The sequence below is a fragment of the Sphingorhabdus sp. SMR4y genome, assembly GCF_002218195.1.
Lineage (GTDB): Bacteria > Pseudomonadota > Alphaproteobacteria > Sphingomonadales > Sphingomonadaceae > Parasphingorhabdus.
Map to the genome: position 1 here is coordinate 18,316 of NZ_CP022336.1, position 16,572 is coordinate 34,887.

General features: G+C 59.6%; 5 protein-coding genes. 1 reads left to right on the forward strand and 4 read right to left on the reverse strand.

The window, feature by feature from the left end; translation table 11 throughout:
• Positions 1 to 56: 56 nt before the first annotated feature.
• The gene (locus tag SPHFLASMR4Y_RS00060) at positions 57 to 10,628 is read right to left on the reverse strand and encodes an S-layer family protein (protein WP_089131730.1); all 10,572 of its coding nucleotides are present in this window, start codon (positions 10,626 to 10,628) and stop codon (positions 57 to 59) included.
• Between the two features lie 49 nt (positions 10,629 to 10,677).
• A complete protein-coding gene (locus tag SPHFLASMR4Y_RS00065; RefSeq protein ID WP_089131731.1) occupies positions 10,678 to 12,471 on the reverse strand; it encodes a ShlB/FhaC/HecB family hemolysin secretion/activation protein in 1,794 nt (597 codons plus the stop codon).
• A gap of 167 nt (positions 12,472 to 12,638) precedes the next feature.
• Between SPHFLASMR4Y_RS00065 and SPHFLASMR4Y_RS00070 the strand changes: the two genes are divergently transcribed.
• Positions 12,639 to 13,736 carry an IS630 family transposase gene (locus SPHFLASMR4Y_RS00070; RefSeq protein ID WP_089131732.1) on the forward strand — a complete coding sequence of 366 codons (1,098 nt, stop codon included), beginning with the start codon at positions 12,639 to 12,641 and terminating at the stop codon, positions 13,734 to 13,736.
• Here SPHFLASMR4Y_RS00070 and SPHFLASMR4Y_RS00075 read toward each other — a convergent pair.
• Together SPHFLASMR4Y_RS00075 and SPHFLASMR4Y_RS00080 are read right to left on the reverse strand one after the other, a co-directional pair.
• Positions 13,733 to 14,533 (reverse strand): hypothetical protein, encoded by an 801-nt coding sequence (locus SPHFLASMR4Y_RS00075; RefSeq protein ID WP_089131733.1) that lies wholly within the window; start codon positions 14,531 to 14,533, stop codon positions 13,733 to 13,735. The genes SPHFLASMR4Y_RS00070 and SPHFLASMR4Y_RS00075 overlap by 4 nt on opposite strands.
• Positions 14,520 to 16,571 carry an adenylate/guanylate cyclase domain-containing protein gene (locus SPHFLASMR4Y_RS00080; protein WP_089131734.1) on the reverse strand — a complete coding sequence of 684 codons (2,052 nt, stop codon included), beginning with the start codon at positions 16,569 to 16,571 and terminating at the stop codon, positions 14,520 to 14,522. The genes SPHFLASMR4Y_RS00075 and SPHFLASMR4Y_RS00080 overlap by 14 nt, the downstream gene beginning before the upstream one ends.
• Position 16,572: the final 1 nt, after the last annotated feature.

The window sequence follows — 16,572 nt, forward strand, 5'->3', positions numbered from 1 at the left end:
GCCATCGCCTAATGGCTTTCCGCGCAAAAGGTCAACCGATCAATTGACAGGGCTTGTCATTCTGCCGGTTCGGGCTCTTGCTCCTGTTCGTCTTCATCCTCGCCCGCGCCATTGACCCACAGGTCTTCATTGCCTGCACCGGTCACCGGCTCGTCGATCAGCGGGTCCTCGGCGGGGTCCGGATTTCTCTTAATTTCAATCGTATTCGACGCGAAGGGATCCACCACATATTTCTCCGGTGTCACTTCCTCGTCGATCACGTCCTGGACCGGGTCAAAGGTCGGGATGCCATCGGCACCCGGCAAAGGCACACAGGAGGAAGGATCGATGATCACGCAGCCGTTGATCGTCGATCCGGCATCAAAGTCGGCCGTGATATCGACAGCCGGGATCGCGTCCAGACCGGTCGCCCCGCCGACAATACCGTTGATCACGATATTGGCGGTGCCGGTGGAGGCGCCCACAACGGACAGGGTGCCAGCGGTGAAGCCGCGACGGTCCGCATAATCGGTGCCGGTGGCGGTGTTCTGGATCAGCAGATTATCGCCAATGGTCATCAGGATATTGTCCGCCCGGATCAGGCCATCTGCGAGATCAATGCCGTCACTGTCGGCCAGACGGAGATCGATATCCGCAGCGCCAAAACCGGCAATGTCCGCAAGCGCCTGGCTGGTCATCGCGTAAATATTGGTTGCGGTGATCGAAAGGGTACCGCTGCCCGCATATTCTCCGTTCGCATCGGTCATCTGGATGATACCGCTGGCAGCATCGATAAACAGGTCCTCGCCGGCGGTCAGACCGAGACCGGAATCGGCATTGCCGTTGGTGAAGTCGAGAAGACCGACAACGGTGATCGACTGTCCGGACACCAGATTCAGACTGTTGCCCAGCCCGATATTGGCCGATTGCGGACCGCTCACATTGTCGCTGACCAGCACGGTCAGGTCCTGAACCACCATGTCGAAACCGCCCAGCGATGTCGGTACGGCCGTTATGGTGAGATCCCCACCCGAATGGATGCGGCTGAATTCGTCATTTTTGAGCGAGAAACTGCCACTGATGTCCGTGCCATCGCCGAGCACCATCTGGGTGGTGCCGTCGCTGAATATCTGGATATCGCCGGTCAGGTCGGTCTGGCCGAGACTGCCCGCAGAACCGATTTCCATGTCGGCGCTGACCGTGCGGATATTGGTGCCGACGGCGCTCGCCTGAATATCGATCAGCCCGCCCGCGGTAAGTTGCAGGCCATTGGCGGCAGCGACCATGCTGTTGATCAGGATATCATCGGCAGCGGTGATCGTGATGTCGCCGCCAGCCGATGCCACAGCAGACGTGCTGGTCGAGCCGCCAGTCGTGTCATCGATTGTTGCCGATCCGCCTGCGGCAATGACGATATCGCCACTGGCCACGGCCTGCTGGACGTCGATATTTGTAGCCGAAGACAGGCCAATGTCGCCGCCGGTTGCTTCGGCGGCAACGCTCATGTCCTGCTGGGTAATGATCGAAACGGCGGCACCCGATGCGGCCAGAAGATTGGTCACGTCGACGTTATTGGTGACGCTGACCAGACCATCCGCGGCGGTGAGACCGATATCATTGCCAGTGACGTTGCGCAGGGTGATGCCGCTGTCCGCTGCGATCACGATCTGGCCGGTGCCGCTCTGATCGGCACTGGTTTCGTCGGCGACGAAGCCGCCTTGCGTAGAGACGTCAATGTTGCTGCCGCCGCTCAGCGATCCGACGGTTATGTCGCTCGCATTATTGGCGACAATGGCGATATCCCCGGCACCGGCGATCGAATCGAGCGAGATGGCGTCTCCGGATTCGACGGTCACCGCGCCGGCGCTGTCGATATCGCTGCCGTTAATGCCACCGCCGGCATTGAGTGCCATGTCGTCACTGCTTGTCGCGCTGTTGAAGCTGATATTACCGGCAGCATCGACGGTGAAAGTGCCCCCCTGGGCTTCGAGATCGCCAAAGCCGACATTGCCGGTGGCATCGAGATCGATGCCGCCGCCCACGGTAATCGTGCCGGTGCCGTCAATGTCGCCGCCGGTTGCATTGAGTGTCAGATCACCACCGATGGTGCCGTTGTTCAGTGTCACGCTGGTACCGGTAATGCTGCTATTGCCGCCGCTGATCACATTGGCGAGCGATGGCGTGCCACTTGCGGTCACGGCGATATCGTCACTGGCGTTCAGTGTGCCGGTCGCGCTTATATCGGCGCCGCTGGTCAGCAATATATTCGAACCGGTGGCGGTTTCTGACGCAAAGGCAATGGAGCCGGACTGACCGGCATTGGCGGTGTCGAACGACAGCGCAAACAGGTCAATGCCCGCGCCGCTGCTGGTTGCGCCGGCCAGCGAAATCGCGCCGTCCGCCTGGACGATAAAATCATCGCCGGTCGAAACATTGGCCAGGGCAACGTCGCCAAGCGCCCGGATCGAGACATCCTCACCGGCGCCGAGCGTACCGGTGGCGGTGATATTGCCGCCCGCGAGCAGGCCGATGGAGGCTGCTGTCGGAGTGCCGGTTGCGGTTGCCGCCGACCCGAGCGCGATATTCTGCGCAGCGGAAATCAGAATGTCGCCGCTATTGGTGGTCAGCGCGCCGACGTCGACATTGTTGGCGAACAGATTGATGGCGGCTCCCGCACCCGACACAGTGATATCACCACCGGTGCTATTGACGCCGATCGTCCCGCTGGAAGCGGTCAAGGTGACGCCGTTGGGCGAACTGATGCTGTCGAACAGGATATTCGCGCCGCTGTTGAAGTTGATATTGGTAGCATTTGCATTGCCGATGGCAATATTGCCGCCGTCCAGATCGAGCGCGTTGACGGCGTTCAGGTCGCCGCCGTTGATGCTGCCGCCGGCGGTCATGCTGATCGCATTGCTGCTGGTTGCGGCGGCAAAGTTGATGTCGCTGCCGGCGTCGACGGTGAAGGTACCGCCCTGGGCTTCGAGATCGCCAAAGCCGACAAGGCCGGTGGCCGCGAGATCGATGCCGCCACCGACGGTAATCGTGCCGTTTCCGTCAATATCGCCTGCCGTGGCATCGAGCGTCAAATCTCCGCCGATGCTGCCGTTGTTCAGCGTGACCGAAGCACCGAGGATCGCAGTGTTGTTGGTGGAATTGGCGGTGCCGACGATGGCAGCGCCACTGGTTGCGTCTAGAGTGATAAAGCCACTCGCGGCAAAACCATTGGTAGTGATGGTCGCAGAGCCCAGGTCAATGCCTGCTGTCGTTCCATCAAGACGTGTGCCAATTATACTGCCAATCGTCGCGGAACCGGCAGCGACCAAGTCAATGAATTGGCCCTGGATCAAATCCGATATTATGGCACCACTGGCGTCAAGATTGACATCGCCTGTGGCGCTGATGGTGTCGACATCAATCGTTCCACCGGAGGTCAAGTTCACGACGTTGCTGATCAATGTACTGGTGGGAGCAGTTGCGCTAAGTCCCGTTATATCGCCTCCGGCATCGACAACGACTCTTTGACCGGATGTATTGCCCAGAGCGACATCGGCGCCAGCCGTTGCGTCAAATGTTCCGCTGGCAGAGAGGCTGCCGATATTGATATCGGTCGCCGCATCGAGCGTTGTCGCGCTTGCGGTCGTTGCGTCGGTGATGGTGATTGCGCCAGTCGTGGCTGTCAAAACCATGGCGCCACTCGCGGCAAACGCATTGCTGGTTATATTTGCTGTCCCAAGCGAAATGCTGCTGCCCAGGGCTTCCAGACGCAGGGTATCGGCATTGCCAATATCGACCGCTCCGGTCGTAAGGATATCAGCAAATCCCCCAATCAAAGAGCTGACATCAACATTCCCGTCGCCGTCGATATCGATACCGTCGATAGCATTGATGGTTCCGGCGGTAATGCTGCCGCCAGCGTTGAGGACAGCCACATTGCTGGCGAGTGTGTTGTTTGAAGCATCAACATCACCCCCGACGATATCGCCGCCCGCGTTAAATCTGACGCTCTCGGCGGTTGCGGTGACAAAGGAAATATTTCCGCCCGCATCCGCCGTTGCCGCTCCCGGTCCGCTTAAAAGGCCGAAGGTGATATTGCCGGTGGCATCGAGATCAATCGTGCTGCCCGCAGTCAGATTGCCCGGCCCAGCGCCTACGACATCACCAGCGGTTGCATTCAGGGTGATAATACCAGACGACAGCAGATCATTGAAACCGACGTTGTTGCCCAGAACCGAAATCGATGATGCGCTACTGTTGCTGCCGAGAAACGCATCGCCAGTCGATGCAGTGAGCGTGATGGATCGGGCATTGGGCAGATTGATCCTGCCAAGATTAATGTCTCCGCCGGCGACGATATTGATATTTGCGTTGCCTGACTGGGTCAGCGTGTTGACAGTGATACTGCCTGGAACCGTGTAAGAGGCTTCAAATGCACCGCCTATATTTGCGATCGAGGTAAGCTGTCCTCCAGTATCAATCTGTGCCGCACTTATGTCCGCGCCGACCGTTATGCCGATATCACTGGCGCTGGTCAGCGAAGCGGAGCCCAGCAGGCTGCCATTTACCGCGCTGACCAAAATGCTCGCGCTGCCGACCGAGGCTTCGCGCAGGTCGACATCGCCTTCGATGCTCTCGACCAGAAACTGGTTCGATGCATCGAGAATCGTGGCGATGCCGTCGGTGCCCATGATGATGTCGCGGCGCGTGGTAACCAGGATCTCGTTCGCCGAGACCGTGCCGGACTCGATGATACCCTGAACCACGTCATTGTTGCTGGCCTGGCCGATATGGACGAAATTGTCGGCGTCGAGCGTGCCCAGACAGATATTGCCTTCCACGCATTGGCCGTTGAGCAGGCCATTGTCATCGGACTGGCCGATGGCGGTGATTACCGCGTTGGACGGCGCATCGTTGATGTCGGCGGAAATCGAGCTGGCGGTAATCGTGCCGCCGAGGCCGTCGATCGCATTGGCCGACATGACCACGGCGAAATCATTGGCGTCGAGATCGCCGGCGGCGACGATAGAGGCTATCGGCGTGAATGGCGTGCTGATCAGGGGCGTGAGCGCGCCGGCTTGCAGGATCAGGTTGTTGGTGTCCGGGAAAGGATTGGCCGTATTTGGCGACGTGGCGGGCGCATTGCCCGCGACCAGGCTGGCACCGGTTTCGATGATGATATCATCGCCGGTCTGCACGATCAGTCCATTGTCCGAAATCGTGTTGCTGCCGCTCTGGAACAATGCATTGCCGCCGGCATTGACGGTGATGAAACCGGCAGATGTGACATCGCCGTCGATGGTGGCGCTATAGCTGGGATCAAAGGTCGGGAAAGATCCGCCCATTGGATCATGCCCCGCCTGGATGAGCATCTGCGGCCCGAGCACGAAGGTTCCTGCGCCCAGGGTCACGGTCGTCACGGTTCCGGTCACCGCCGCATTGGTGACATTGGCGTCCCACATCGCCGAAATATCGACCAGTCCGACGCCGGCAATGTCGGCGACGGTGGCATTCTGTCCCGTGCGCACCGAGGCGCTGCCTGCGGCGTTGATCCGCGAGCCGGCGGTGCTGATGAAATCGGCCTGCGCCGTGGCCGCGAAATCGCCGGACACATCGATGCTGTTGACCGGCGTGCTGTTGTTGCTGTGATCGACGAAGATATTCTGCCCGCTGATCAGCGTGGCATTGCCGCCCACCGTCACCTGACCGTCTCCGTCGAGATCAAACTGGATATTGCCGGCCACGTCGACGTCGAGATCGCCGAGAATCGATATGGCGCCGCTGTTTCCGGTCGCGAAAAAGCCGCCAAGCAGAGTCGTGGCCGAACCGGTTCCGGTGCCGAGCGCGGCGTCAAAGGCATAAGCGGTCAGGCTGTCGAAACTGATCAGACCGGCGGGATCGGTTGAACTGTCGGTGATTTCGATGCGGCCCCCCGCGCCGATACCGGCGATCGGTCCGCCGCCGCCGGTGCCGCTGGAGTCTATCGTGACATTCGCGAAGGTCAGAATGCCTGGGCTGCCTTCCTGAACCTCGGTGATACCGGTGCCGCCGGTTCCGGCGCCTCCGGTGCCATTGGCGCCATTGGTCCCGTAAGCGCCATAATAGCCGCGGGTTCCGCCATCGCCGCCAAGACCGGCAGTGGTCAGGTTGAGATCATTCCCGGAGATCGTTCCGCCTTGCGCAAGCAGGCGGGCTGTGCCGCCCGTGCCATCGCCACCATTGCCGGCGTCACCGGCCGTGCTGTTATAAGAATTGCCGCCATTGCCGCCATTGCCGCCGGCACCGGTGCTGGTCATGGTGAAATCGCCGGACGTCACATTGATCGTGCCGCCTGTCCGCGCGACCAGTTCGACCGTGCCGCCATTTGCGTCACCACCTGATCCGCCATCGCCGCCATCGAGACCGACGCCGAAACTGTAAATGCCGTCCGCTCCGTTGCCACCGGTTGCATTGGCTTCCAGAATGATAAAGCCGAGGTCGATATTGCCGCCGGCACCCGTGACTTCCAGGCGGGCTGTGCCGCCCGTTGCGGCTCCGCCAGCGCCGCTAATGCCGGTGATATTATTGGCCGAATCCAGCATGCCGAAACCACCATTTCCGCCCGTTGCATTGGCGATGATTGTCGGGTCATCGGGATCGGCTGTGGCATTGTTGACGTTGATCGCTGCGACCCCGCCAAAAGCAGCGCCGCCGTCTCCGCCGTCCAGTCCCTGACCGCCATCACCGCCGACACCGCTGGCATCGACGATATAGATGGGATTGTTGAGATCATCCTGATTGATGTTGATGATTGCATTGCCACCAGTTCCGGTGCCGCCATTACCGGCGATATTATCCGCTTCACCGGTTGAAAAGCCAAAGACGTCGCCGCCATTTCCGCCGGCCCCGATCGATGTGACCGAAAGCTGACCAAAGCCGAGCGTCCCGGCATTGTTGTTGAATGTGGCATTGCCGCCTGTAGCGTTGCCCCCCAGACCGCCGGTCCCGGCCTGAATGGGACCGTTGCCTGCGTTGGTGCTGTCGCCGCCATTGCCACCATCGGCACTGGTCGAGATGATGATATTGCCGGCGTTGATCGTGGCGCTGCCGTCGAGATTGAAGGTGGCGGTTCCGCCGATACCGTCGCCCCCGTTGCCCCCGTCCGAGCCATAACCAAAGCCACCCGCTCCATAGGAGCCATAGGGGGCGATATTCTGATTATTGCCCTCTGCCGATACCGTCAGCGTATTGGTGACGGTCAAGCTTCCCGCCTGGGCGTTGAAAACAGCATTGCCGCCAATACCGCTGCCGCCCGCGCCACCGGCGGTACCGATATTGATGTCGCCATTGGCGCCATTGCCGCCGAAACCATTGGCCGAGATGGTGAGGTTCGTAACGCTTGCGTTGCCGCCGTTGAGATTGAAGGTTACATCGCCGCCTTGTCCGTCGCCGCCATCGCCCGCCGATACGCCACCGGCAAAGGGGCTGACGGCCAGGGTCAGGTCTTCGGGATCCGCCATTGGCGTTACGTCAAGACTGGTCGGGGTTCCGGGCAGGGTGAACAAATCGCCGCCACCTCCGCCCGAGCCGTCGGAACCGATCGTGATGTCGTCCGCCACGAATGTTCCGCCGAGCAGATCAAATGTGATGTCGCCGCCAAAGCCGAGACCGCCATCGCCCTCGAAACGGGGGGCACCGCCTTCTCCGCCGACAGAGATTGATCCGTCGGAATCCACGTCAAGGTCAGCGAACGTCATCGAACCGCTGCTGCCTTGCACGCGGAATGTGACGTCGCCGCCGCGACCGATCCCCAGACTTTCCGGGTTTTCGTCATTGCCGCCAACGCCACCGATACCGCTGGCATCTATCCCGAGAAAGTCTGTAAATTCTATCGAACCGTCATCGGCGTTGATCAGAATATCTCCGCCCGTTCCATTGCCGGCGATCGTGTCATTGCCGGTGCCGCTCGCCTGGAAGAAGGAAAACCCGGCCGTCAGAGATCCGCCGTTGCGGGCTACGATATTGATATCGCCGGCCTGAAAATCCTTGCCTTCATCTTGACCCGAAAAGAAAAACTGGTTGTTCGGTTTTGCAGAAGAACTGAGGAACAGGCCGCCTGCTGTTATCGATCCGTTGTCAGCCAGGATGGAAACCGAACCGCCGGCGCTGGTAACGCTATCCGAACCGTTAAACGCCCGCGTGCTGATGAAAAGATCTCCGTCAACTGCCAGTGTCGCCCCGTTCTGAACGGTGATCGTGGCCCGGTCTGTTGCAGCGGAAGGGGTAATACCATAGGTGCTCAATTCGGCGTCCAGATCGGAATTGATGGTAAGGCTGCCGCCGTCGATCAGTAAATTTGCGCCGCCGGAGCTGGCAAATCCGGACCTTTCTTCACCCGCTGCATTGAAAGAACCAGATGAAGCATCGGCGGTGGCAAAGATCAGGATGTCATCGATGACATGTGTCCCGCCGGTCACCGTCAGGTCGAAAGCGCCAGCGCTTGCATCGTTGCTCTGCGCTCCTCCGGATGCATCACCCGATGATGCAGCCGCTCCCAGCGAGAAAACCATCCCGCCAGTGGTTACCGCGCCGCCGGAAAGGTTCAGGCTGATATTACCGGCAACGCTGTCGCTTCCGAGCTGTCCGGGACCGCTGCCCCCTATTTTCAGCGACTGTGCCGAGATAACCTGACTGTCAAAAAATGTTGTTCCTGTGATATCGAAGGTGCCGTCGGAAATGTTCAGATTGATGTTCCCGCCCTGGCCGGACCCGTTCTGGATTTCGCCTTTGCCACCTTGGGCGCTGGCATTGAATTGTGCAGCGCCACCAACCAGGAGATCGCCGCCGTCGATATTGATATTGATCGCGCCAGCTGTGGCATCTTGTCCGATCCCCGTACCGCCATTGTCGCGAACGTTAAAAAAGTCATCCAGGCCGGTAGCGCTGGTATCGACGATGAAATCGCCTCCCGTCGTCAAGCTACTGAAGACAGGAGTCGTGTCAGCAAAACCGAACCCTTCGATATTGAAGTTGATTGTGCCTCCAACATTACCAGATCCGGCGCGCAAAATGACATCACCGCTGGCCCCGACAAGGCCACCGCCACTTACATTTATATCTATCTGATTCCGTGCTTCAAGTTGGAGATCGTAAGACCTGCCGAAACTGTTCGCGAAGACCGAGCCGTTCGTGGCTGCTGACGTGGCGATGATCGCATTCGTTGCAAAGCTTGAAACCGACGCGCCGAATCTAGCATTCTGAAAATGGATGTTTGCATCCGAATCTGCCGCCTGTTTGTCAAAGGCAAAGCTGGCGTTGGTCTGGTCGCCCGTCGTTGCGACATTGGCGCCGGCGCTGAGCACAACATTGCCATTGACGATCGAGGCCGTAGCGGCTTGCTGATAGCCGACACTTCCGCCGACCAGCATGGTCAGTGCGTCATTTTTGGGTACGGCCACCATGTAGATCGTCCGAGCATCGGCATCGGTTATCGCACCTCCATTGTCAAAGGTCGGGGATGATGATTCTCCGCCTGTCGTGCCGCTATGCACAACACCATTGGCATCGCCGGTTCCTACGCCGATCGAAATGTCGAAAAGGCCGTTGTTGATCGTCAGTTCCGCTTGCTCGGCTGCAACATAGGCTGCTGAACCGTTGACGTTTACGGATCCGTCCTGAACGACGCGCGGTGCCACCATGGCGACGTAATTGCTGCCATTGGCGGTTGCGTTGATTGTGGCGCCATCTTCGATGATTATGGAAGATGTGCTGCCGGCTGGTCCGCTGACACTCATGGTGCTGCCGATAGTCTCGATATTGTTCGTGGTGAGCAACAGTCCACCCACATCAAAGCTGGAACCGGCACCGACCACGATACCGCCGGGACTGTAGAACCAGATATTGCCGCCGACGGCTCCCGTATCAGAGCCCAGTCTGCTTGCAACATTGCCGCTGAAGGCTATGCCGCGGGGATCGCCCGCCGTCGTGGTGCCAACCGGCAATATCCGGTTGAGGATCGTATAACCCGCAGCCGGCCCGACAAAGGTCAGGGTCGTGCCAGCGGGCAGGATGTTGATCAGGTCGTCGCTGTCCGCTGTATCATAAGGAGTCCAGTTGATGACATTTTGTGGCCCAAAGGTGGTAATAATATCGGAGTTGCCACCTCTCGTCACGGACGCGACTGCTGTCACGTTATCGATAGAAGCCTGAAACGAGCTGTTGGTGTCAATTCTTGCACCGATGGCATGCGGCTGATTGATAGCGGTCATCCCGGTACGGACGGAGCTCGGGATGTCATTGATCGCGGTCGGTGTCACCGGCTGTGAAATCCGGATATTCATATCGGGCAGCGGTGCGACGGGCGCACTGATCCGGATATCGTTGACCGGAAGCGGCGAGAGGGGGGCTGAAATCCGGACATCAGCGCCGGGCAATGGAGCGAGCGGGGCGCTGATTCTGATGTCATTGGCCGGCAGTGGTGACAGAGGCGCCGAAATCCGGATATCACGCGGGCTGAAATCGGGGGCTCTCAAGGCCGACTGGGCTTCAGCGGGTTGCGGAGCGGTTGCCAGCAGGAAAGCGGCCGCTGCTATCGAACTCCCCGACAGCCAGCGCATCTTGCCCACGGTTCGGCTGTTGTTCGGGCGGGCGCTGCTCTGTGATCGCTTGCTCATGATCCTGTCCTCGGTTGCACTGCGGCTGGTCTATGGTCGAATGTCGGTGTCATCTACGCTTCCAGGGGGCAAGCTGGACGGTCAGTGTCAGCAATGCCCGCGCGTCCTGGCGGCGGGTCTGGAACGGAGCCCGTTTCAGCGGCACGACGCCGGTCAGGTCCAGACTGGCCTGCTGGCCAATCGTCATGCGCAGCCCGCCACCGACGGAGTAGAGCTTCTGGGGATCGCCGGGAACATTTTTGTTCCAGACGCTCATCAGGTCGAAAAACATATAGGGCTGGAACGCGATGCTTTCGGGTGTTTCGGGCATCAGCGAACCGTAGCTGACTTCCGTCTGCAGGCCATAGCCGCTGTCGCCGATGATTGTGCCGGGATCATAGCCGCGACCCGTGGTGTAATTGCCGCCCGACACTTCTTCGTAGGAGAAGAGGGCGTCAGGAGAATATTGCAGGCGGGGTTTCAGCGTCAGTGCCAGCAGCGGCGTCGGCCGGAAGTCGATCCGGGCCTGTCCCCTGATGACAAAGGCGGTCGGGTCACCGTCCGCGCGGGTCGGCAAAACGGTCTGGCCGATGCAGTTGACGAAGGCCGGGCCGCAGCCCTCGCTGGCGCCCAATATATCCAGTCCCTGCCGGATTTCCAGCGATCCGCCCATTCCCCATTTCGGTTCGAAAGCGGAATAGCCGCCGCGGCCGGAAATGCTGTCTGAATCGATCTGGTTAAAATCGACCCGGGCAAAGGCGACGCTCAGCCGGTCTTCGTTGGTGCGGACACCCAGAAGGTCGGTGCGCTGGTCAATATACTCGAGGCCGATTGTGCCGAATATATTGCGGTCTTGCTTGCGGACAAAGGGATAGCTTGCATAGGCGCTGGCCACCATTGTCTCAGAATTGATGTCAAGACCACCAGTCAGATCGGGTTTTGTCCAGGCATAAGTGAAATTGCCGCCAAATTTCAGGCCTTCGCCACCGACGGTGAATTCATGGCCGACCTGCAGGACCTGCTGTTCCTTGAAATCGGCTGTCGAATAACCGCTGATCACGGTTTCATCGCCCAGTCCGGTCAGTCCGTTGAACCGCACTCTCGCCAGCCCTCCGAAACGCCCGACCGCCTTGGAACCGAAATTCTGGATATTGATGTCGGCATAGACCGGCGTGCGGATCACGTTGAACTCGCCGACAACCTCGCCGGGCTGCCCGCCGGATTCAGCCGAAACCGGCCGCAGCGAGAGTCGGACGTCCAGACCCGGTATATCGCGGGCGAGCAACAGATAGCGGTCCGCCGTGTTGATATTGAACACCGGCTGCGCGGCCAGTTTCTCGATATATTTTTGCAACAGGGTTTCGGAGGGGCCGGCATCGCCGCGCACCTGCACCGCTGTCATCCGGGCCATCAGCACATCGAAGCGGACATTGCCGTCGTCAATTGTCTGCGGCGGGACCTGTACGGCGGCCAGATAGCCGTTGCTGCGCAGAATGGTTGCGGCCCGGTCGCGAATATCACAAACCACCGAAACGGGAACGTTCTGACCGATGTAATCGGTATAGGACGAGCGTAGCGACAGGGGGTCGACCGAAATCAGGCCAGTGAAATCAACCGCTTTCAGGGTGAACCGGACATCGGAAAATTCGGGTCCGGCGAGCGGGCAGGCGGATCGTTCCACTTCGCCGTCCAGGGCTAGCGGCTGGGCCTGTCCTTTCAGCGCCTCGTCGATGACGCCGCGCTGGATTTCCTCTCTTGTCGGTGCTGCAGCAGACGATTGTCCCCACGCCGGTAGAGCAGATACGAACATGGTCAAGGCCGCCGTCAGGGCCGTTGTTTTTAGCAAAGTGCGCGAACGCGTCATATATATCCCCGTGTGTTGGCAATCCCGGCGCGACCCATGGAACCACCATGGCGGCTGTGCCGTCCCGGTGTCAGCGGGAACGGCAGAATGTAGCCGGAACCTAGTCATCTGGAATTGAAGTAAGTATCATTGTATATGCTCTGTTTGAACAGACAGGAGCATTGGTAATGGTAGGCAGGCAGGCGGGTTTGGTCGTATTGAGCGGCGAGGACCGCTTTTTTCTTGAAGGGCAGGTTCGCAGGCACAAGGTGCCGCGCTCGTTGTCGGATCGATGCCGGATGATTCTGCTATGCGCGGAGGGATTGCAGAGCAAGGAAGTTGCGCAACGCCTCGGTGTCCACGAGCACACAGTTGGCAAATGGCGACGGCGGTTTGTACAGGATGGCATTGAAGGGCTGACCGACGAATATCGTTCGGGACGACCACGAACGGTATCAGATGCGCAGGTGGCTCAGGTGATCGAGCGCACGCTGAACAGCACGCCGAAGGATGCCACCCATTGGTCAATCCGCACGATGGCAGCCGAGACCGGGCTGTCGCACACTACCATCCGGCGGATCTGGTCTGCCTTTGGCCTGCAACCGCACCGCTCACAGACGTTCAAACTGTCTACCGACCCTTTGTTCGTCGATAAGGTGCAGGATATTGTCGGCCTCTATTTGTCGCCGCCAAACCGGGCGGTCGTGCTGTGCGTAGACGAAAAATCCCAGATCCAGGCGCTGGACCGTGAGCAACCGGTCTTGCCTATGGCACCCGGTGTGGCCGAACGCAGAACACATACCTACATCCGCAATGGTACGACGTCCTTGTTCGCTGCGCTCGACATCGCCACCGGCGCCGTGATCGGCAAATGCTACAAGCGGCACCGGGCCACCGAGTTCCTCGACTTCCTCAAGAGAATCGACGCCGAGATACCCGAAGGACCGGACATACACCTCGTGATGGACAACTACGCCACCCACAAGACGCCAAAGGTCAAGGCCTGGCTGGCGCGCCGCCCGCATTGGCATGTTCACTTCACGCCGACATCGGCATCCTGGATCAATCAGGTCGAACGCTGGTTTGCAGAGTTGACGCGCAAGCAGTTGCAACGCGGTGTCCATCGATCAACGGCAGAACTCGAAGCCGACATTGTCGCCTTCATCGCAGCACATAATGAAAATCCCAAACCCTACAAATGGGTCAAATCCGCCGACGAAATCCTCGCCGCCGTCAAACGCTTCTGTCAAAAAACAATGAGCCGAACTTCAGATTCAGGTGACTAGCCCTGATCCGCCGTTTCCTTGTTATTCGCATTGAGAGTCTCGACCAGCAGATCCAGTTGGCCGGTGCAGCCTTTCTCGATCAGCATTGCTGCCGTGTCATCAAGATCGGCCGGCTCCGTTTCCAGAAGCACGAAATTCACCTCGACCGATTGCGGGACGCTGGATCCCAGCAGACGATAGCTCGCGCCGTCGGTCACCGGCAGCTCATCCTTTGGCCAGGCCTTCAGCGGGTTGCCCTTTCGCCACGCGATTTCGGTGACATTGCCGCTCGTCGGTTCGACGATCGAGGCAGTGGCCGAGCCGGTATAGTCAGGCCGCCAGACCACCAGCCCTTTCGGATCGGTGACACAGAATTTCCCCCCCTTGGTCACGTCGAGAAACCAGAGATTGGGATTGCTCGGGGTGACCACAGCAGCACTGCTGTCGCCGCGCACTGCTCCGGTCCTGGCCCGGCGGCTGCCACGATTGTTGATGAAGCTGGACAGCCGGGTCGAGGCGCTTGAAGCCGTGCTGCTTCCCTGGGCCAGAGAGAAGGTTCCGGGGCCCGACAGGACGCGGGTGCCCGACCGGGTCAAAATGGTGACCTTGTCCTGCGCCTTCAGCGTGATTTTCGCATCATTGCCCATTTTCTTGCCCGCCGGATAGGCGCTGGCCGAAGGTCCGGTCGAGCGTACGACCATATTTTGTGCCAGGGCGGCGCTCCCGGCGCCAAACAGCAGAACCGTACCGAGAGCCGCTTTCGCAAAGCCGGGAAGAATCTTTCCGGGCCGTGCCAGAATATGTTTATCCAAGTGCATAGCTTTCTCCATTTTTGGTCTTTTTCAATCGTTTGAGCAAATTGGCGAGGCCCAGATCCTCACCATATTGCTGGATCATGGCACCCAGTGCCTGAACGGAATCATTATCACCCTTTGCGTGGGCCGCTATGACCGCGGTCACTGCCGCACGATCTTTCTCTTCCCATTCGGGAATCGGTTCAAACACGTCTACCGGTGTCGAACGGCCGCGGAGCGTGATCCGGCCCATCGGGCGGAACCAGTCAAGACCGGTTCTTTCCATCGCCTCCCGGCTCAGCAATATCTTGGTGTCCAGCGCCTTGTTGGCCGCTTCCAGGCGGGCTGCCGTATTCATGGCATCGCCCAGCGCGGTATATTGGATACGGCCCTCGCCGCCGAAATTGCCGACAATCGCATCGCCATAATGCATGCCGACGCGGGTCCGCCCGATTGGCGGCACACCTTCGGGGACATTCTTGCGAAATTCCTCGCCGGCCTGGTAGAGCGCATAGGCCGCCTTGGCTGCGCGTTCGCCGTCGTCGGGATAGGAGAGGGGAGCGCCCCAGAAAGTGACCAGCGCATCGCCGACGAACTTGTCGATTGTGCCGCCATATTCCAGCGCCACCTCGCTCAGCCGGTCGAGATAGTCATTGAGCAGATAGGCGACCATTTCCGGCTCGATCGCATGGGTCAATTTGGTGAACCCCTCGAGATCGGTAAAGACCGCGAATATTTTGCGCTTCTCGCCGTGGAGCGCCAGCTTTTCGGGGTCTTTCAGAATTTCGGTGGCGATGGATTTTGGCAGATATTTGCCCAGCGCATTTTGCGCAAAGGCGCGCTGTTTGGAATTGATCGTCCGGGCCGCCGAGCCGACGGATGCATAGCCGAGCAGCCAGCCGACGCCCCAGCCGAAGGCCGGCAGCGACAATGTATCAATCCCGATATCGTGCAGCACGAAGGGAAAGGTCAGAAAAAAGACGAACTGGCCGACAAGAATGAAGGCCACTTTCAAGGCATTGCCGACGATCAGTGCCGACAGGCCGCCGCAAATCGCCACGATCAGGGCGGCCAGCCACAGGGTCCAGGCCGGGATCGGGCTGGGCAGGTCATCGCTGAGCAGCTGCGCCAGCATATGGGCATGGACTTCCAGCCCGATCATCTTGCCGTCGTCGCCCTGGACATCGGCCAGTCCTCCGACAGGTGTTTCGAACCGGTCGCGATCGATGAAGTCGCCGCCGATCAGGACATGCTTGCCGGCGATGAATGATCCCAGCATCTCGGCGATGGCCGGATCGGCGAAGCTTTCGATCGGGAATTTGTCAAACACCGGAATATCGGTCGCGGTGGGAACATGATAGCGGATGGCGCCGTCATTACTGGCGAATTTCGGGTTCGGCCCGGTCAGGGCGATGGCCATGAACGGCGGTGCGCCCGGCCGGTGCGGCGTCCAGCGGCGCTGAACCCCGTCGCTGTCGGTTTCCAGCTTGATGTCGGTGGGCCGGACATTCTCGGCGCGGACCTCGTCAAAAAACTGCTGCAGAAATTCATGTTCGGCGAACGCGATCTCGGGATTTTCCTTCGGATCGGCATAAGCCAGAAAGGTCGGTGTCTTCATATTCTTGAAGGTGGAAATCAGCAGCTCGTCATCATCCTGCGGCATCGTGAACAATATATCGATGCCGATCGATGCCGGGTTGGCCGCGTCGATCGTTTCAAGCGCTTGCGCCAATATGGTCCGGTCGACCGGGGATCGCTGGCCGGTCAGCTTGAGCGTATCCTCATTATAGACGACCATCACGATATTCTCGTCCTTGTCGACTTCCGGTGCGAATACGGAGGCGCGCAGATCATAGAGCGCGCGCTCGGCTTCCTGGATCAGCGGCGTTGTCCAGCTGTAACGGGCCACCAGCAACGCCAGCACCATGAACAATATCGTCGAAGCCAGCCGGATCGGACCAAGCTGATCAAAGAGCCGGCGCAGGGATTGCAACACGCCCTTCGCGCCTTCCTTGACGTCGCGGTTGTTGGCAACCGGGTCGGTTGGCGGGGCTTCTGCCATC